The 17,176-nt window shown below is 59.8% G+C and carries 18 protein-coding genes; 7 read left to right on the top strand and 11 right to left on the bottom strand.

Going from position 1 to position 17,176, the window contains the following annotated elements; translation table 11 throughout:
* Positions 1-22 precede the first annotated feature (22 nt).
* Together ACP2AV_RS09970 and ilvD are read right to left on the bottom strand one after the other, a co-directional pair.
* A complete protein-coding gene (locus ACP2AV_RS09970) occupies positions 23-610 on the bottom strand; it encodes a hypothetical protein (protein WP_426372551.1) in 588 nt (195 codons plus the stop codon).
* A 3-nt stretch (positions 611-613) separates the two neighbouring features.
* Positions 614-2,377, bottom strand: coding sequence for a dihydroxy-acid dehydratase (gene ilvD / locus ACP2AV_RS09965; protein ID WP_426372550.1), 1,764 nt, complete (start codon positions 2,375-2,377; stop codon positions 614-616).
* 135 nt (positions 2,378-2,512) lie between these two features.
* Between ilvD and ACP2AV_RS09960 the strand changes: the two genes are divergently transcribed.
* The 3 genes from ACP2AV_RS09960 (at position 2,513) to ACP2AV_RS09950 (ending at position 5,665) form a co-directional block, all read left to right on the top strand.
* On the top strand, positions 2,513-3,394 hold the full coding sequence (locus ACP2AV_RS09960; RefSeq protein WP_426372549.1) for a CPBP family intramembrane glutamic endopeptidase: 882 nt from the start codon (positions 2,513-2,515) through the stop codon (positions 3,392-3,394).
* A 64-nt stretch (positions 3,395-3,458) separates the two neighbouring features.
* The gene (accD, locus tag ACP2AV_RS09955; protein WP_426372548.1) at positions 3,459-4,394 is read left to right on the top strand and encodes an acetyl-CoA carboxylase, carboxyltransferase subunit beta; all 936 of its coding nucleotides are present in this window, start codon (positions 3,459-3,461) and stop codon (positions 4,392-4,394) included.
* Entirely contained in the window at positions 4,391-5,665 is a 1,275-nt protein-coding gene (locus ACP2AV_RS09950; RefSeq protein WP_426372547.1) for a bifunctional folylpolyglutamate synthase/dihydrofolate synthase, read from the top strand. Before accD ends, ACP2AV_RS09950 begins: the two co-directional genes overlap by 4 nt.
* 148 nt (positions 5,666-5,813) lie before the next feature.
* On the opposite strand, the gene zapE is transcribed toward ACP2AV_RS09950, so the two are convergent.
* Entirely contained in the window at positions 5,814-6,905 is a 1,092-nt protein-coding gene (zapE, locus tag ACP2AV_RS09945) for a cell division protein ZapE (protein WP_426372546.1), read from the bottom strand.
* 114 nt (positions 6,906-7,019) lie between these two features.
* On the opposite strand from zapE, the gene ACP2AV_RS09940 reads away from it, so the two are divergent.
* Positions 7,020-8,261 carry an MFS transporter gene (locus tag ACP2AV_RS09940; RefSeq protein ID WP_426372545.1) on the top strand — a complete coding sequence of 414 codons (1,242 nt, stop codon included), beginning with the start codon at positions 7,020-7,022 and terminating at the stop codon, positions 8,259-8,261.
* Here ACP2AV_RS09940 and ACP2AV_RS09935 read toward each other — a convergent pair.
* The 4 genes from ACP2AV_RS09935 to fghA all read right to left on the bottom strand — a co-directional run bounded on the left by ACP2AV_RS09935 (position 8,258) and on the right by fghA (position 11,138).
* Positions 8,258-9,181 (bottom strand): alpha/beta fold hydrolase, encoded by a 924-nt coding sequence (locus tag ACP2AV_RS09935; protein WP_426372544.1) that lies wholly within the window; start codon positions 9,179-9,181, stop codon positions 8,258-8,260. The genes ACP2AV_RS09940 and ACP2AV_RS09935 overlap by 4 nt on opposite strands.
* A 63-nt stretch (positions 9,182-9,244) precedes the next feature.
* On the bottom strand, positions 9,245-9,862 hold the full coding sequence (locus tag ACP2AV_RS09930; RefSeq protein ID WP_426372543.1) for an HAD family hydrolase: 618 nt from the start codon (positions 9,860-9,862) through the stop codon (positions 9,245-9,247).
* Positions 9,859-10,317, bottom strand: coding sequence for a YaiI/YqxD family protein (locus tag ACP2AV_RS09925; protein ID WP_426372542.1), 459 nt, complete (start codon positions 10,315-10,317; stop codon positions 9,859-9,861). The genes ACP2AV_RS09930 and ACP2AV_RS09925 overlap by 4 nt, the downstream gene beginning before the upstream one ends.
* On the bottom strand, positions 10,308-11,138 hold the full coding sequence (fghA, locus tag ACP2AV_RS09920) for an S-formylglutathione hydrolase (protein ID WP_426372541.1): 831 nt from the start codon (positions 11,136-11,138) through the stop codon (positions 10,308-10,310). Before fghA ends, ACP2AV_RS09925 begins: the two co-directional genes overlap by 10 nt.
* Positions 11,139-11,574: 436 nt before the next feature.
* On the opposite strand from fghA, the gene ACP2AV_RS09915 reads away from it, so the two are divergent.
* The gene (locus tag ACP2AV_RS09915; protein ID WP_426372540.1) at positions 11,575-12,192 is read left to right on the top strand and encodes a TetR/AcrR family transcriptional regulator; all 618 of its coding nucleotides are present in this window, start codon (positions 11,575-11,577) and stop codon (positions 12,190-12,192) included.
* On the opposite strand, the gene ACP2AV_RS09910 is transcribed toward ACP2AV_RS09915, so the two are convergent.
* From ACP2AV_RS09910 to ACP2AV_RS09900, 3 genes are all read right to left on the bottom strand, one after another.
* Positions 12,189-12,890: an NYN domain-containing protein gene (locus ACP2AV_RS09910; protein ID WP_426372539.1), complete on the bottom strand. Its 702-nt coding sequence runs from the start codon at positions 12,888-12,890 to the stop codon at positions 12,189-12,191. The genes ACP2AV_RS09915 and ACP2AV_RS09910 overlap by 4 nt on opposite strands.
* An 8-nt stretch (positions 12,891-12,898) precedes the next feature.
* Positions 12,899-13,369 (bottom strand): N-acetyltransferase family protein, encoded by a 471-nt coding sequence (locus ACP2AV_RS09905; RefSeq protein WP_426372538.1) that lies wholly within the window; start codon positions 13,367-13,369, stop codon positions 12,899-12,901.
* A gap of 93 nt (positions 13,370-13,462) precedes the next feature.
* The gene (locus ACP2AV_RS09900; protein ID WP_426372537.1) at positions 13,463-14,593 is read right to left on the bottom strand and encodes an S-(hydroxymethyl)glutathione dehydrogenase/class III alcohol dehydrogenase; all 1,131 of its coding nucleotides are present in this window, start codon (positions 14,591-14,593) and stop codon (positions 13,463-13,465) included.
* Positions 14,594-14,662: 69 nt separating this feature from the next.
* Between ACP2AV_RS09900 and ACP2AV_RS09895 the strand changes: the two genes are divergently transcribed.
* Positions 14,663-14,938: an I78 family peptidase inhibitor gene (locus ACP2AV_RS09895; RefSeq protein ID WP_426372536.1), complete on the top strand. Its 276-nt coding sequence runs from the start codon at positions 14,663-14,665 to the stop codon at positions 14,936-14,938.
* 3 nt (positions 14,939-14,941) lie between these two features.
* Here the strand turns inward: ACP2AV_RS09895 and ACP2AV_RS09890 are convergent, their stop codons facing one another.
* The gene (locus ACP2AV_RS09890; protein WP_426372535.1) at positions 14,942-15,367 is read right to left on the bottom strand and encodes a c-type cytochrome; all 426 of its coding nucleotides are present in this window, start codon (positions 15,365-15,367) and stop codon (positions 14,942-14,944) included.
* Between the two features lie 125 nt (positions 15,368-15,492).
* Here ACP2AV_RS09890 and ACP2AV_RS09885 point away from each other — a divergent pair, with 125 nt between their 5' ends.
* On the top strand, positions 15,493-17,163 hold the full coding sequence (locus ACP2AV_RS09885; RefSeq protein WP_426372534.1) for a Y-family DNA polymerase: 1,671 nt from the start codon (positions 15,493-15,495) through the stop codon (positions 17,161-17,163).
* Positions 17,164-17,176: the final 13 nt, after the last annotated feature.

Genomic DNA, 17,176 nt, shown 5'->3' with positions numbered 1-17,176 from the left:
TGATGCGAAATTGGCAACAAACTCAGTTCCGAGCCTTGATCCGCTGTGCAAGATCCCTGGCCTTTTCCAGACCAGCGCGATCCCCCATTGGCTGCACATCCAGGCCACGCACCGATACCGTTGCGATCCTGTCGCCAAGATCGAACATCGCGCGCCAATAGTCCTTGGCCAGACCGTTCAACCCGTCAACCTGGTCTTCAACGTGCAAGAACAGCGTCTCGTCCGATGCAAAGGCATCCAGAACGGCAACGTCGTCGGGGTTTCCGTTTCTGCTCAGCGCCGCGCGGCCTTGAGGCGTGTCAAAGTGAGAGGCCAACCCCTGCAGTGCGCCGCTGATTTGGGCCCCGTTCTGCCGCGAAACCGATGCGGTTAGCACCCCAGACGCCGAATTGTCGCCTTTGCAAGACGCCATGACGACGATTGCCGTATCATCGACCTCGCGCGTGGTATCGGGATCGATGCAATAGCCACGCGGCGCTGCGATAATGACGTCATCACCAGTGACGGCAATCTGGCGCGGTGCAAATGATGTCGATGTGACCACGGGCGCGCCGTCGCACCCCGCCAGCACCATCAATGCGAACGGTGCTATCCTCATCGACCATGACATCGGCTACAGGTCTGCGTAGACGTGCTTTTCCGCCTTGGCCCCGGGGTGAGTCACCGCGCCCAGCCGGGTCGAACCGACCAGAGCCGCGTATTTCTGCAGCGCACCAGAGGTATACATCGTCGGGCGCGGACCTTTCCAATCGGCCTTGCGCGCTTCCAGCTCATCATCCGTCAGATCGACGTTGATATCGCCGGTCAGCGCATTGATGGTGATCACATCGCCGTCCTTCAACAGCGCGATGGGGCCGCAATGGGCCGCTTCCGGGCCGACGTGTCCGACACAGAACCCGCGGGTTGCCCCACTGAAACGCCCGTCAGTGATCAGAGCGACCTTTTTGCCCATCCCTTGGCCGGACAGGGCCGCAGTTGTCGCCAACATCTCTCGCATGCCCGGGCCGCCCGATGGGCCTTCGTTGCGGATCACGATGACTTCGCCTTCCTTGTACGCGCGTTGCTTGACCGCTTCGAAAGCGTCTTCTTCGCATTCAAATACGCGCGCCGGGCCGGTGAACACCTGCTCTTTTTCGGACATCCCTGCCACCTTCACGATCGCGCCTTCGGGGGCAATGTTGCCGCGCAGGCCGACAACGCCGCCAGTCTTGGTGATCGGGTTTTCAATCGGGTAGATCACTTTGCCGTCGGCCTCGCGGTCGATCAGGTCCAGCTCTTCGCCGATGCTACGGCCGGTTGCGGTCATGCAATCCTCGTGGATCAGACCTGCTTTGCGCAGCTCTTTCATGACAACCGGGATGCCGCCTGCGTCGTACAAATCCTTGGCCACATAGGTGCCGCCGGGTTTGAGATCGACGAAATAAGGCGTATCGCGGAAAATTTCGCAGACGTCTTCAAGGAAGAAGTCGATGCCCGCTTCGTGCGCGATGGCAGGCAAGTGCAAGCCTGCATTGGTCGAGCCGCCGGTACACGCCACGACACGCGCGGCATTGATCAGCGATTCCTTGGTGACGATGTCACGCGCGCGGATATTCTTTTCGATCAGATCCATGACCGCGACGCCCGACGCCTCACCGTATTGATCGCGACTTTCATAGGGCGCGGGCATGCCCGAGCTGTTCATCAGCGCAAGGCCGATGGCCTCGGACACACATGCCATGGTGTTGGCCGTGAACTGGCCACCGCAGGCCCCAGCCGACGGGCAGGCTACGCGTTCCAGCATATCCAGCGCCGCGTCGGACATATCGCCGTTCTGGTGGCGGCCCACGGCTTCGAACATGTCCTGAACCGTCAGATCACGCGCGCGAAAATCTTCGGGGATTTCGTCAACCTGTGGTGCCTTGCCCGGCAGGATCGACCCGCCGTAGATGAACACCGACGGAACGTTCAGGCGGACCATGGCCATCATCATGCCCGGCAGCGACTTGTCACACCCTGCCAGCCCAACGACTGCGTCATAGCAGTGACCGCGCATGGTCAGTTCGACCGTGTCGGCAATCGCTTCGCGCGAAGCAAGCGAACTGCGCATGCCTTCATGCCCCATCGCAATCCCGTCTGTCACGGTGATGGTGGTGAATTCGCGCGGCGTGCCTTGCGCAGCCTTGACGCCCAGCTTGACGGCCTGGGCCTGACGGCTGAGCGAGATGTTACAAGGCGCGGCCTCGTTCCAACATGTGGCCACGCCGACCAGAGGTTGGTGGATTTCGTGATCGGCAATCCCCATCGCGTACAGATACGAACGGTGCGGGGCGCGCTCAGGGCCCTCGGTCACGTGGCGGCTTGGCAGTTTCGACTTGTCGAACTTGCGGGTGTTCATGGCTCAGCCCTCCCCGGAAAGAAAATCAAGATTGGAATATTGGAAGCGTGCAGATTTCACAAGCGCCATTCCAGCCCCAGCGTTGCTCTGGCGCCGTGCGAAGACTAGGTAGTTGTCAACGGCTGGAGCTTGCACATGAACTATGACGAACATGCGATGATGACCCGTCCGGCCATGGCCCGGCCGGAAGCTTGGCGCACGGCCGCGGGATTCGTGGCCATCGCTGTCGCCACCGGGTTCCTGAATGCCGGGTTTTACGCCGTGGTGGATTCTGTCGCGCCACAGTGGTCGCGCACCTATCTGCAGGGCGCGGGGCTGGGGCAAACCCCGATGAGCCTGCTTGTCGTGCTGCTCAGCTTTGGGTTGGCGATCATCGCGGTCGCCGCCACGTTGCGCATTCTTCATGGCCGAGGGCTGAGCACCGCCATGGGCCCCTTGATGATGGTGATGCGCGATTTTCTGGCCTGTCTGAAAATTCTGGTACCGATCATTTTTCTCTTTGCCTTGATCCCGTCGCCCGAAGGCCAGCATCTGATCCCGCACTTGTCCTTTGGCACCTGGATCATGTTGCTTCCATTTGCCTTGGTTGGGTTGATCATTCAGGTCGGATCAGAGGAAATCCTGTTTCGCGGCTACCTGCAGCAACAATTGGCCGCACGGTTCGCCAACCCCGCGGTTTGGTTGCTTGTGCCATCGACGCTGTTTGCGCTCGGACATTACGATCCAAACGCTGGCGCTGTCGCGGGCTATGTTATCATCTGGGCGCTTCTTTTCGGTGTGGCGGCGGGCGACCTGACGGCCCGTGCGGGCAACCTTGGCCCGGCCATTGCAATGCACTTCGTCAACAACGCGATGGCAATGCTGATTGTGTCCCTGCCAGACAGCCTGTCGGGTCTTGCGTTGTACCACTACCCCTACACCACCGCCCAAATCGCGGAGGCTTCGCCCCTGATGCTGTTCGATCTGGTTCACCTGCTGATTTCGTGGCTGGCTTGCCGCGTTGCGATCCGGCGTTGATTGCAATTCCCGCGTGCTGCGCTTAGATGGTTTTTAGAGAGAACAGCAGGTAATTAAGGCTGACATGAACTGGATCACCAACTACGTCCGCCCGCGGATCAACTCGATCTTCTCGCGCAATGAAACGCCCGAGAACCTGTGGACCAAGTGCCCCGAGTGCGGCACGATGCTGTTCCACCGGGAACTGAGCGCAAATCTGAACGTCTGTACAAGTTGCGATCACCATATGGCGTTGTCTGCACGCGAACGGCTTCGGTCAATCTTTGACGGTGGCGTTTTTTCGGAAATCGCGGTCCCCGATCCGATTGCCGACCCGCTGCAGTTCAAGGATCAGAAAAAATACCCTGACCGTTTGAAAGCCGCGCAAAAGGCGACGGGTGAGCACGAAACCATGCTGGTCGCCGAAGGCGAAATGGGCAAAACCCCAATCGTGGCAGCCGTACAGGACTTTACCTTTATGGGCGGGTCGATGGGCATGTACGTGGGCAACGCGATCATCGCGGCCGCCGAACGGGCCGTCAAACTGAAACGCCCCCTGATCCTGTTCTCGGCCGCAGGTGGCGCACGAATGCAGGAAGGCATTCTCAGCCTCATGCAGATGCCGCGTACGACCGTTGCGGTTCAGATGCTCAAGGAAGCTGGCCTGCCTTATATCGTCGTGCTGACCCACCCGACAACGGGCGGCGTTACGGCGTCCTATGCCATGCTTGGCGATGTTCAGATCGCCGAACCCAATGCGCTGATCTGTTTCGCCGGCCCGCGTGTCATCGAGCAGACGATACGTGAAAAATTACCCGAGGGCTTTCAGCGGGCCGAGTACCTGCTGGACCACGGGATGCTGGACCGGGTCACCCATCGCAAGCACCTGCGCGACGAATTGATCACCATCGTGCGGATGCTGTTGGGTCTGCGCCCTGCGGTGGCGGCCGAATTGCCGCCTCCGCCGGTGGCCGAGGCCAAGGAAGACGCCAGCAATACCGGTGAGACCGACACGCCGTGACCCAGGTCCGTTCGGACGCCATTCTCGAACGAATGATGGCGCTGCACCCCAAGGTGATGGACCTTGTGTTGGACCGTGTCTGGCGCTTGCTGGGCGCCCTGGGAAATCCGCAAAACGATCTGCCGCCCGTGGTTCATATCGCCGGAACCAATGGAAAGGGGTCGACCCAAGCCATGATCCGCGCGGGGCTTGAGGCTGACGGCCACCGTGTGCACGCCTATACATCGCCGCATCTCGCGCGCTTTCATGAACGCATCCGGCTGGCGGGTACATTGATCACCGAAGACAAGCTGACCAGCTTGCTCGATGAATGCTACACTGCGAATGACGGCGCACCGATCACCTATTTCGAAATCACAACGGTCGCGGCCATCCTTGCGTTCGCGCGGACCCCGGCGGATTATACCTTGCTCGAAGTTGGGTTGGGCGGGCGTCTGGATGCAACCAACGTGGTCGACGCGCCTGCCTTGAGCGTGATCACCCCGGTGTCCATCGACCATCAGCAATACCTTGGCGACACGCTGGCGGAAATTGCCGGCGAAAAGGCCGGTATCATCAAGCGACGCACCCCCTGTGTGGTGGCCCGACAAGAAGACGATGCGCTGGACGTCATTGAAGCCCAGGCGCGCAGGCTGGGCGCACCCCTGTCTGTCCACGGACAGGACTGGCACGTTGCAAGCGAGCACGGGCGCCTTGTGTATCAAGACGACCGGGGCTTGCTCGATCTGCCGATGCCAAGCTTGCTTGGCCAGCACCAGGTCCAGAACGCCGGCACGGCAATCGCCGCTCTGCGCAGGCTTGGCGCCAGCGACACAGCATGCGAAGCGGCCGTCGTTGTTCCGGTGTGGCCCGCGCGCATGCAACGTCTTCGCAAAGGTCCGTTGGTCGATCTGGCCAACCCAATCGAACTCTGGTTGGACGGCGGGCACAATCGTGCAGCGGGCGAAGCACTGGCCGAAACGCTGGCATCGCTTGCGCCGCGCCCCACCCACCTGATTTGTGGCATGTTGAACACCAAGGATGTGGCCGGCTATCTGCGCCCCTTGTCCAAAGTCGCCGCCAGTCTGGTAGCGGTATCCATTCCGGGCGAAACGAATACGATGGATGCCGCGCAAACCTGTGAAATTGCGAAGTCGGTCGGGATGCCTGCCACGTCGGCGCCATCTGTGCCCCACGCGGTAGCCAAGATCGCAGAGGAAACTGCCAGCGGGCGCATTTTGATATGCGGGTCACTCTATCTTGCCGGTCGAATTCTACGCGATCACGGCTGACAATTTCGCGACGGGCACCGTGCCTGCATTTCTCGGCTTAGTTCCGGGGCGCCATCGCTTTTCAGCAAGACTTTCGCGCCCAAGCGCGACTTCCCCCCAAAACCCGAACACAATTTCGAACGGCCAGCCAATCGTACCTTTGGAAACGTCAGATTGGTATATCTTCAGGGTCCACACCCCAATCTGCGGCTTGCATTTCACGCAGTCGGCTTGCCGTGCGTTCGAATTCAAACCGCCCTTCACCTTCGACATAGAGCTGTTCGGGCGGGGCGGCGGCGGATGCAACAAGGCGCACTTTTGCCTCGTACAGGGCATCGATCAAAGTGACGAACCGTTTGGCTTCATTGAAATTCGAGCGGCCCAGCTGCGGGATATCTTCGAGCAATAGCACTTTCACCGCGTCCGCAACGGCCAGATAGTCACCAGGCCCCAGCATCGTGCCGCACAGGTCCCAAAACCGCGCGCGGGCGATCCCATTCCGATACGCCGGCAACACGACCTCGCGTTTTTTCACGATGAGTTTGAGAGGCGCGGCCTCGCCTCCGGTCAGGTCGTGCCAGATATCATCCATCGCAGTGCGTGCCTGCGCATCGGCCGGGGTGAAATAGACAGGCGTCCCGGTCAGCCGGCCTTGCCGGTAATCGACCGGCGAATGCAGGTGATGCACGACCATCCGCTCTTTGATCAGGTCGATAAACGGCCGGAAAAGCTGGCGGTTGAGACCATCCTTGTAAAGATCGTCCGGCACCCGGTTCGAGGTCGTGACAACCACCACCCGTTCTTCGAACAGCAGGTCGAACAAGCGCCCCACAATCATCGCGTCAGTGATGTCTGTGATCTGCATTTCGTCGAAGCAAAGCAGCCGTACATCCTTTGCAACAGCTTTTGCGATCTTGGACAGCGGCTCATCAACGCCAGCATCGCGTTCGCGCGCAAGGCCGGTGTGGATTTCCTGCATGAAGGCGTGAAAGTGGACGCGGCGCGAGGGGACGGGCGCAGCTTCGTGGAACAGGTCCATAAGCATGGATTTTCCACGCCCGACACCGCCCCACATATAAAGGCCGCGGGGCGGCTCGGGTGGTTTTGCGAACAAGCCGCGCAGGCCCGAAGCAGGCTTGCGTTCGGCCAGTGCGCTGCGAATGCGCTCAAGTTCGGGCAAGGCCCCCTCTTGCGCGGGATCACGTTGCAAATCGCCCGCCTGCACCCGCTGTTCGTAAATCTGTTGAATCGTCTGGCTCATTTTTGCCGGTCTAGCCTGCCGGGCGGGATTAGGAAAGATGATGAATGGCAGAACGATTGTTCATTTGACCTTACGACAGGTCTGGGCAATGCATTGATCGAACAGGAGATCCCGATGAACCACACACGCGCTTCGCTCGTGACCCCAGTGCTGATTGCCGGTTGCGGCATCATCATGATCAATTTTGCCATTCGCGCGTCGTTCGGTGTGTTCCAGATTCCGATCGCGCAAGATTATGGGTGGCTGCGCAGCGAATTTTCCATGGCCATCGCGATCCAGAACCTGGCATGGGGCATCGGCCAGCCGATTTTTGGCGCATTGGCCGAACGGCTTGGCGAACGGTTGGCCATCACCCTTGGCGCGGGAATGTACGCGGCCGGGCTTTTGCTGTCATCCTTCGCAACGACGCCCGAAGCGCATCAAATGTTAGAGGTGCTGGTTGGTTTCGGCATCGCAGGGACGGGCTTTGGCGTGATCTTGGCAGTTGTCGGGCGCGCGGCAAGCGATGCGCACAGGTCCATGTCGCTGGCCATCGCCACGGCTGCAGGATCCGCCGGGCAGGTGTTCGGCGCGCCTTTGGCGCAGTGGCTGCTTGGCATGATGCCGTGGCAATCGGTCTTTGTCATTTTTGCAATCGCGATCCTTTGCACGCTGGCCTTTCTTCCGATGTTGCGCACCGGGCGGCCCGCAACCAAATCCGAGCTTGAGGAAACTCTTGGTCAAATCCTGATTCGGGCGGGCCGGGATCCCAGTTTTACGCTGATTTTCCTTGGCTTTTTCTCATGCGGGTACCAGTTGGCTTTCGTGACCGCGCATTTCCCCGCCTTGGTGACGGAAATGTGCGGGGCGATTGACCCGTCCGGCACCCTTGCCTCATTGGGAATATCGACGACGGCCACCTTGGGGGCGGTCGCAATTTCGCTGATCGGGGTTGCCAACATCGCCGGGACATTGCTGGCCGGATACCTGGGAAATCACTTCCCAAAGAAGTACCTACTTGCCGGTATCTATACCGGTCGCACCATTGCGGCCGCGCTGTTCATTTCGCTTCCGATCACACCGATTTCGGTGCTGGTTTTTTCGGTCGCGATGGGGGCGATGTGGTTGGCGACGGTGCCGCTGACCTCAGGTTTGATCGCCCATATTTACGGGCTGCGGTATATGGGCACGCTCTACGGGATCGTATTTTTCAGCCATCAGTTGGGCAGCTTTCTAGGCGTTTGGCTGGGCGGCCGACTGTATGACATTTACGGGGACTACACGATGGTGTGGTGGATCGGGGTCGGTGTTGGTGCGTTTTCGGCCATCGTGCATCTGCCGGTGCGCGAAAACCGGCCAGCGCCGGTCGCAGTTTAGGTGTCGCGGCGGAATTCCACGATTGCCCGACTGACTTCGCCCGGATGCGTGGCGGGCAGCCAGTGTGAAGCCCCCGCAATCGTGGCGTGCCGGGCATCGCGATTGACCTTCGCCAGGCATCCGACGGCACTGGCCTGGATCTGGGCATCCTTTTCGCCCCAAATGGCCAGAACGGGCACATGGGCGCGTTGGATTTCGGCCATGTCTTTTTCTGCGTCGTCCGCCAGCATATGGCGCATGCTGGACAGTACGCTGGTCAAATACCCTTTTTGGTCCAGTTGCGCATTCTGTCGCCGGGCCAGATCCGGCACCGCCGTTTCCACCCCGGCAAGACGGTTGTTTTGACGCCGCAGTTTCCGTCCGCCCAATCCAAAAAACAGCCAGTCCCCGATCCAGCCCCGATCGCGCACCATACGCGTCACTGCGGTCGCGCGAATTGCGAACCCGGCGGGGGCCAACAGGATCAAACGCTCGACAAATTCAGGTTCTTCGGCGGTCTGGGCGATCGCAATCTGCCCGCCCATGGAATATCCTAAAAGCGAATACTCTTGCACGCCTTCATGCGCCAAAAGCTCGCGCAGCTGGCGTAGGAAAAACTCGCGCGTTTGTGGCCTAGGCGGTGCATCCGAAAGGCCGCGCCCATAGAGATCATACGTGAGCACCCGGTAGCCCATGGTGGTCAGATTGCGCACCAAGCCGTCCCAGATAAAACTGGGGGTAGACAGCCCGTGCACACAAACAAGAACGTCGCCATCCACCGGCCCGTGCCATTCATAGTACGTTTTGCCATCCGTCAACTTGGCCAGCGCGCCGGGCGCCGCATCATAGGCTTTGCCGGAAGGCCTGCTCTTGCGCGCCTCGAACGCGAAGGGCGCCACAGCAATCGCTAGAATGAATGCGCCAATGATAACCCAGATCATGTCATGTACCTTGCACCGTCGCATGGCCAGAATAGGGCGGCATAAATGCGCGGACCCAGAGGATCACTTGGCTTCACCGGGCGATAGAAGCCCGTCAGCCACAAGCCGATTGGCCCAACCTTGCGGGCCATCGAACAGGTGCGCTTGCCATCCGCGTGCGCGCGCGGTGGATATGTTGTCCGCGCGATCGTCAGTGAACAGCAACCGGTCGGGGGCGATCCCGCAGGCCTCTTCCACCATCTGATAGATGCGCGGGTCGGGTTTGATCACGCCCATGTGGCCCGACACAAACGCCTGATCGAACTCACTCAGAAAATCATAGTGGGTCTGGGCATAGGCGAAACTGTCGATTCCGAAATTTGTCAGGGCGAATACAGGCACGCCCTTTGTGCGCAGCGCGCGGAGCAGCCGCACAGAATGGTCAATCGCCGGGCGCGCCATTTCGATCCAGTCGTCGAACCACATGCGAATTTCGTGCTGAAAATCGGGGTGGCGTTCGGCCGTGGCATAGATCGTCTCTTTAAAGGGCCCTCCGCTGTCGATGACATCGTTCATCGCATGCAGATCGATGGTATCGAACAGGGCGCGACGGCGCTCTTCGCCAATTTCCCGGTCGTAGTGGCGTTCAGGTTGCCATTCGATCAGCACGTTGCCGATATCGAAAATCACTGCGTCGATCATTTTGCCTCCGTTGCAGCTTTGCGCACCGCCCGTTCCAGTGCATCGAGAAAACGCGACCGGTCGGATTTGGAAAAGGCTTTGCCGCCACCCTGGCGAAACGGATCGGCGGCGCGAATATCTGCCATCAGGTCGCGCGTTGCCAATACATTGCCGATATTGGCCCGGGTCAGCGCCTCGCCGTTATGTTTGAGGACCTGCGCGCCGCCTTCGACGCATTTTGCGGCTAGGGGAATATCCCCCGTCACGACCACGTCCCCCCGCCCGGCGCGCTCGGATATCCACATGTCTGCGATGTCTGGGCCTTCGGGAACGATCACCGTTTCCACCAACGGGTTTTGCGATGGGCGCAGTCCACCGTTGGACACCACGAACATCCGCAGCTTGTGCCGGGTGGCCACACGCTCGGCTTCGGCCTTAACCGGGCAGGCATCGGCGTCGACGTAAATCACGCCCAAAGCGCCTCGGCGTGGAAATTCACGTGATCTTCCATGAAGGACGCCACGAAGAAATACGAGTGATCGTAGCCCGGTTGCATTCGGAAAACCCCCTGTTGGCGCCGCGCCGCCATTGCTGTTGCCAGTGTTTCAGGGCGCAGCAGGTCAACGAACTGATCCTGGGTCCCGATGTCAATCAGAACCGGCCCGTCAAAACCGTTTTCGGCCATCAAAATGGACGCATCATGTGCGCGCCAAGTTTCCGGATTGCCCCCCAGATACGCGCCAAATTGCTTGGCCCCCCAATCGCTGTCGGTCGGATTGCAGATTGGCGAAAAGGCCGAAACCGACCGGAAGCGACCCGGCATCGACATAGCCAGCGTGAGCGCGCCGTGCCCGCCCATTGAATGTCCGGTTATCGCCTGGCAGTCCCGATCCAAAGCAAAATGTTCAAATACCAGTGCGGGCAGCTCGTCGGCCACGTAATCCCACATCTTGAAGTGTTTTGCCCAAGGGTCTTGGGTCGCATTGACATAAAACCCTGCGCCCTGACCCAGATCATAAGCGTCGTCGTCAGCGACATTTTCGCCGCGCGGAGAGGTGTCTGGATATACGACGGCCAAACCCTGTTCCGCAGCCCATGCTTGCGCCCCGGCCTTGATCATCGCGTTCTCATGGTTGCATGTCAGGCCCGACAGAAACCAAAGAACCGGGACCGCACCATCTTGCGCCTCGGCAGGCTGGAAAAGGCCGAATGTCATTTCCGTGCCGGTCGCAGCACTTTGATGGGAATAAACGCCCTGAATGCCGCCAAAGCACCTATTTTCCGATAAGGTTTTCACGTGTCATCACCTTTGAAAAATGCTGAAGAGTTGTCCAGCAGCGTTTTTACCCTGGCGGCGTCCAGCCCGGGCGCATTTGTTGCCGCGCGGTCAGTTGCCAGGATCATCTTTGGTTTCTCATGTGCCGTGCGTCCACACAAGCCCCGCACACAGTGCTGATCGACCCCTGCCAACCCTTCAGCGGGCGCGTATTGAACACCCGAATAGAGTTTGGCCGTGTTGGCGCGACGACCCCCGCACGCAATTTATTTGTGTATCAGCCACATTGCGCTGGCCTGCCAAAAGGAACGGCATTTGGTCTGCTGGACGTTTGACACTTCTCTGGCAGGCAGTTGGTTGGGTGTCGCGGTGGGTCAACGCAATAGCCAAGAAAAAGCCGTGTTTTTTGATCTTCTATTAGAAAACCGTCAAGTTTATCCTGAGTTGAGGAGTGGCCATGAACAAACCGATTTCGTCGATCAAAAAAGGCAGAAAATTCGATCAGGTACTGGACGGTGCCCGAACGGTGTTCATGCGCAACGGGTTCGAAGCCACCGGTGTTGATGACATCGCCCGCGAGGCCGGGGTATCCAAGGCCACCTTGTATTCCTATTTCCCGGACAAACGGATGCTCTTCATCGAAGCGGCGTCGCGTGAATGCTTGCGGGTCACTCAGGGCCATCTGGAAACCGCAGACTTGACGCGCCCGCCGTCAGAAGTGTTGCCCGAAGCCGGGCGCAAGATCTTGAAGTTCTTGCTGTCAGACGTTGGACAAAACATATTTCGAATCGGCGTGACAGAATCCGGTCGCTTCCCCGAATTGGCCCGAAAATTCTATGAAAGCGGGCCGAAACTGATGCGCGATACCCTGGGCTTGTACCTGCGCGCGGCGACTGAGCGCGGAGAATTGGTCATCAACGATGTCGATCTGGCCGCCGAGCAATTTGCCGAACTTTGCAAGGTGCATTTGCACCCTTGTTGCCTGCTGGGTCTGAAAGAGCAGCCAACCGAAGCCGAGATCGACCGCGTCATCGATGGCGCGGTCGACATGTTTCTGGCGCGGTACGGGGTCTAATCTACCCGCCTGACCTGCAGCTGATTGCCTTGGCTGCGGGTTTCGAACCGCGACAAACCTTCAATCAGGTCCGACAGCTTGCGCTTGCCGTAGGTCCGCGTGTCAAAATCGGGATTGTCCGCCACGATATACTGGCCCAACTGCCCCAACGCGTACCAGTCATCGTCTTGGGCAATTTTGTCCATCGCCCTCAGAATCAGCGGTATCGCGTCTTGAACAGGCAGTTTGCCGGCGGTCTTTTCGCCCTTGGGCGCCGGTTCGTCGACGATGTTTTCAATCAGAATGAACCGGTTGCAGACGTTGCGCAGGCTGTCCGGGGCCTTTGACTCGCCGATGCCGATCACGTCCAGCCCCTGTTCGCGGATGCGGTTGGCCAGTGCGGTGAAATCGCTGTCCGAGCTGACCAGCACAAACCCGTCAAACCGTCCCGTATGAAGGATATCCATCGCATCAATCACCAACCCGATGTCACTGGCATTTTTGCCGACCGTGTTGGCGGTTTCCTGATGAGCGACCAGGCCCAATTCGCGGACCTCTCGCGACCATTTGTTCAGTCGGTCAGATGACCAATCGCCATAGACCCGCCGCAAGGCAGGTTCGCCAAAAGATGTAACTTCCTTGAGGATCGCACCGGCATATTTCGCCGGGATATTGTCAGCGTCGATCAAAACAGCATAGAGCGGGCGGGTTTCAGGCATGAGCCCTCCTAAAGGTCTTTGTGAAGGATCAGGGCATCGACATAGCCCAAACTCGGGTGATGAAAAGCGCGTGGTTGGCGACCAACCTCGCGAAATCCTGCCCTTAGCCATGTATCTACGGCCCGGGCGTTGCTGGCCAGTACGAAATTGAACTGCATGGCTTTGAACCCCAGATCGCGGGCTTGGTCCTGCGCATGTTCCAGCATGGCACGGGCAACGCCGCGGCCTTGGGCCTGCGTGGCGGTGATGAAACCGCAATTGCACACATGGCTGCCCCCGCCCTTCTGGTTACGTTTGAGGTAATACGTGCCCAATCCGTCGCCCGCCAGATATGCGTGTTCAGCCAGCCAATAGGCCAGCGCGTCAACGCGGCTGATGTCGGTATCGATCGCATAGGTGTCGCCCGCGCGGAATACGGGCCTGAGTATCGCCCAAACGGCATCATCCGCATCGCCATGGCTGATCGCTTCAATTTGCATTGGCCGCTCCGTAAATTTCCCTGCCAAAATTCCCTGCCAAAAACACCTGTCCGGCAACGCCGGGCAGGTGTTAATCTGCGATCTGTGCCGCAATTAGTAAAGCACGACCGAGCGAATGCTCTCTCCCTTATGCATCAAATCAAACGCTTTGTTGATGTCATCCAGAGGCATGGTGTGCGTGATCATCGGGTCGATCTCGACCTTGCCGTCCATGTACCAGTCGACGATCTTGGGCACATCGGTCCGGCCTTTGGCGCCGCCGAACGCGGTCCCTTTCCACACACGCCCGGTCACCAACTGAAACGGCCGCGTACTGATTTCCGCGCCAGCCGGGGCCACGCCGATCACAACGGACACGCCCCATCCGCGATGCGAACATTCCAGCGCATCGCGCATCACCTGAACGTTGCCAGTGGCATCAAAGGAATAGTCGACGCCGCCAATCTGATCCAGCTCGGTGCGGGTCAGCTTGGTGATCTCTTCGACCACAGTCCCGTCGACCTTCGAAGGGTTGATGAAATGCGTCATGCCGAATTTCTTGGCCATCTCGGCCTTGCTGTCGTTCAGATCGACGCCAATGATCATGTCGGCGCCCGCCATGCGCAGCCCTTGGATCACGTTCAAACCGATCCCCCCAAGACCGAACACGGCTGCGGTCGATCCGATTTCGACCCCGGCCGTATTGATGACCGCGCCTATCCCGGTCGTCACGCCACAACCGATGTAGCAAATCTTGTCAAACGGGGCGTCCTTGCGCACCTTGGCCAACGCAATTTCGGGCATGACCGTGTGGTTCGCAAAGGTCGAGCAGCCCATGTAATGATAGATCGGTGTACCGTCGAGCATGGAAAAGCGCGTGGTTCCGTCGGGCATCAGGCCCTGTCCCTGAGTGTTGCGGATCGCCGTGCACAGGTTGGTTTTTCCTGACAGGCACGCGTAACATTCGCGACATTCCGGCGTATAAAGGGGAATGACGTGATCGCCGGGCTTTAACGTGGTGACACCTTCGCCGATCTCCATGACAACACCCGCGCCCTCATGGCCCAGAATTGACGGGAACAATCCTTCGGGATCTGCCCCAGACAGGGTGAATTCGTCAGTATGGCAAATGCCCGTGGCTTTGATTTCAACCAAGACCTCGCCCGCTTTCGGGCCGTCCAGGTTGACCTCCATGATCTCCAGCGGCTTGCCTGCTTCCAACGCAACTGCAGCGGTTGTTTTCACGATATTTCCCTCGCGGTAATAATCTGGTTAGTTTTCAGTCATAGGGACATGGGGCAAAAGGACCATCTGATGAAAATTGTTGTTGCGATAGCCCTGTGCGGGCTGGCCGCTTGCGCCCAGCAAGAAGATAGCTTTCCCAAATTGGCCTCGATCGAAAAACAGGCCTGCCCTGCCCCCGCGATCCAGACGCTAGTTGGCGCGGACCGGAGCGCGGCGCTCGGGTATGAATACACCCCAAAGCGCGTGATCGACCCGACAACGGCCGTCACGCGCGATTACGTGCGGAACCGGTTGAATTTCCGCATTGACGATCAGGGGTATATCACCGGCATTTTCTGCGGCTGACCCCTATAATTTATAATCGGAATGGCAGGCTTTACAGGCACCGCCCAAGGCCCCCATAGCCGCACCGATATCAGCTTCGGCACTGATGGTGATTCCGGCGGCGGCTTTTTCCAGGGCTTCGGCCTTGGCGACGAAGTCATCCCAATTCGTCCAGATTTCCGGCTTGGCTTCGGATTTTGGGTCGGTTTCCTGCGGCTCGAACAAGGCAGGCACTTTGGCGGCGGCGACCTCAATACTGTCGACTGCCCCTTGCGCGGCAACGGCATCAAAGGCCATCGCGCCCTTGGCCATATCGCCGAGTGTCTTCATGCCACCGCCGATGGTTTTCATAGCCGCCATCCGCGCTTTCACGGCCTCGTTGGTCACTTCGCTGTGTGCCAGTGTGGGCATGGCGGCGAGGGCAGCGATGGCAAAAAGTTGTTTGATCATCTGGTAGTCTCCTTGTTGGCTACATCCCGACTTTAATGCGCAATGACTGAAAGAATAATCACAAAGACTCGACTCGGCGCAGACGCGCCAATAAGTTTGGAACAAATCATGAACAATTTGACTCCATGCCCAATCGTCGCATCCTGTCCTTATGGTTTCCCCGCCTTGGGGCCGACCGCCTGATCCGTTCGGGCCGCGGCCCTGTCATGTCCGATCAGCCGTTTGCCGTAGTGCGCGATACGGGGCAGGCACAGGTGCTGACATGGCTGTCGCCCGCGGCCAGCGCGCGGGGCCTGACCGCGGGACAGCCGATCCGTGATGCCCGCGCGCTTTGTCCCGGGCTGATAACACATCTGCACAGCGATCAGGCGGATGCGGTTTTTTTGGCCAGTTTGCGTCGATGGGCAGGCAAGTTCACACCCTGGGTGGGGGTCGAACCCCCGGCGTCGTTGGTCTTGGATATTACCGGGTGCGCACATCTGTTCGGCGGGGAAGAGGGGCTGGTGTCTCAAATCAATGCCGAATGCACTGACCTCGGGCTCGCTGTACGGGCTGGCTTGGCCGATACAGTCGGCGCAGCCTGGGCGCTGGCGCGGTATGCCGGCCGCGCGCCGGAAAACGACCTGAACGGGGATGCGATCGACCAAGAAGCCCGCGCCACCCGCTCACGCGCGGCCAAGCGGCGGCATTGGGAACGCGGCGGCGCGGCCCCCAGCCAGAATTTGGCCGCGCCACCCGAACTGACCATTTCTATCCCCGGCAAGGCGCATATGGCCCTGTCCCCCCTGCCCGTGGCCGCACTGCGGCTGGACCAAGACACAACAGCCGCGCTGGCGCGGGTGGGATTGAAACGGGTAAGCGATGTGATCGGGATGCCCCGTGCAGCCCTGGCCCGGCGGTTTGGGCGCGGGCTGGTCAAACGGCTGGACCAGGCCTTGGGCAGGGAACCTGAACCTGTCTCTCCTCTGCGGGCCGATACGCATTTTGCCGTGCGCCTGACCCTGCCCGATCCTATCGGGCTGACCGATGACCTGATCGCCGGGATTGACCGGCTGCTGCCTGCGCTTTGCGCCAAGTTGCAGGACAAGGGGCGCGGCGCGCGACGCATCCGCCTGCAAGCGTTTCGCGCCGACCAAGGGACCGAAACGTTCGAAGTCGGGCTGGCCCGTCCAACCGACAGACCCGACGCCTTGCGCCCGCTTTTGCTGATGAAGCTTGACGATATCGACGCGGGCTTCGGCATCGATACGTTGCGGATCGAAGCCCATGTGACCGAACCTTTGACCCACCATCAACACAAGGGCCAATTGGACGCGGCCCGCACCGCAACCCAAGCACAAGCCCTTGGCACCGGCGGGATTGACGCGTTGGTGGGGCGCTTGGGTACGCGGATCGGGCTGGAAGCCATGACGCGCCTGCACCCCGCTGACAGCCATCTGCCTGAAAAGGGTGCGCAGGTTCTGGCCGCAGCCTGGTCCGAGCCTGCATCCGCTCCGTGGCCGGCATTGGGACGGCCGCGCCCCCTACTGCTCTGGGCACCGGAACCGGTGCATGCCGATGGCGCGACACCCCGCCCACCGATCCGGTTCCGATGGCGGGGGCGGCGACTTTGCACAGTCGAATGTTCCGGACCCGAACGGATCGCACCCGAATGGTGGCTGGACGATCCGAACTGGCGCACCGGCGTGCGCGATTATTGGCAGCTGACCTGCGCCGAAGGCGAACGTCTGTGGCTGTTCTATGCCCATGGGGGAACGATGTCGGCGGGCTGGTTCTGTCACGGATCGTTTTGCTGACCCAAAAAGGAAG

It is taken from the genome of Aliiroseovarius sp. PTFE2010 (genome assembly GCF_049943335.1).
Lineage (GTDB): Bacteria > Pseudomonadota > Alphaproteobacteria > Rhodobacterales > Rhodobacteraceae > JBNFVY01.
The sequence above is the reverse complement of the archived record's forward strand: the minus strand, read 5'-3'. Positions and strand labels throughout refer to the sequence as shown.

Coding starts and splice junctions, on each gene's coding strand:
- ACP2AV_RS09970 (WP_426372551.1), bottom strand. CDS start 610: ATGTCATGGTCGATGAGGATAGCACCGTTCGCATTGATGGTGCTGGCG.
- ilvD (WP_426372550.1), bottom strand. CDS start 2,377: ATGAACACCCGCAAGTTCGACAAGTCGAAACTGCCAAGCCGCCACGTG.
- ACP2AV_RS09960 (WP_426372549.1), top strand. CDS start 2,513: ATGAACTATGACGAACATGCGATGATGACCCGTCCGGCCATGGCCCGG.
- accD (WP_426372548.1), top strand. CDS start 3,459: ATGAACTGGATCACCAACTACGTCCGCCCGCGGATCAACTCGATCTTC.
- zapE (WP_426372546.1), bottom strand. CDS start 6,905: ATGAGCCAGACGATTCAACAGATTTACGAACAGCGGGTGCAGGCGGGC.
- ACP2AV_RS09940 (WP_426372545.1), top strand. CDS start 7,020: ATGAACCACACACGCGCTTCGCTCGTGACCCCAGTGCTGATTGCCGGT.
- ACP2AV_RS09935 (WP_426372544.1), bottom strand. CDS start 9,181: ATGATCTGGGTTATCATTGGCGCATTCATTCTAGCGATTGCTGTGGCG.
- ACP2AV_RS09930 (WP_426372543.1), bottom strand. CDS start 9,862: ATGATCGACGCAGTGATTTTCGATATCGGCAACGTGCTGATCGAATGG.
- ACP2AV_RS09915 (WP_426372540.1), top strand. CDS start 11,575: ATGAACAAACCGATTTCGTCGATCAAAAAAGGCAGAAAATTCGATCAG.
- ACP2AV_RS09910 (WP_426372539.1), bottom strand. CDS start 12,890: ATGCCTGAAACCCGCCCGCTCTATGCTGTTTTGATCGACGCTGACAAT.
- ACP2AV_RS09905 (WP_426372538.1), bottom strand. CDS start 13,369: ATGCAAATTGAAGCGATCAGCCATGGCGATGCGGATGATGCCGTTTGG.
- ACP2AV_RS09895 (WP_426372536.1), top strand. CDS start 14,663: ATGAAAATTGTTGTTGCGATAGCCCTGTGCGGGCTGGCCGCTTGCGCC.
- ACP2AV_RS09890 (WP_426372535.1), bottom strand. CDS start 15,367: ATGATCAAACAACTTTTTGCCATCGCTGCCCTCGCCGCCATGCCCACA.
- ACP2AV_RS09885 (WP_426372534.1), top strand. CDS start 15,493: ATGCCCAATCGTCGCATCCTGTCCTTATGGTTTCCCCGCCTTGGGGCC.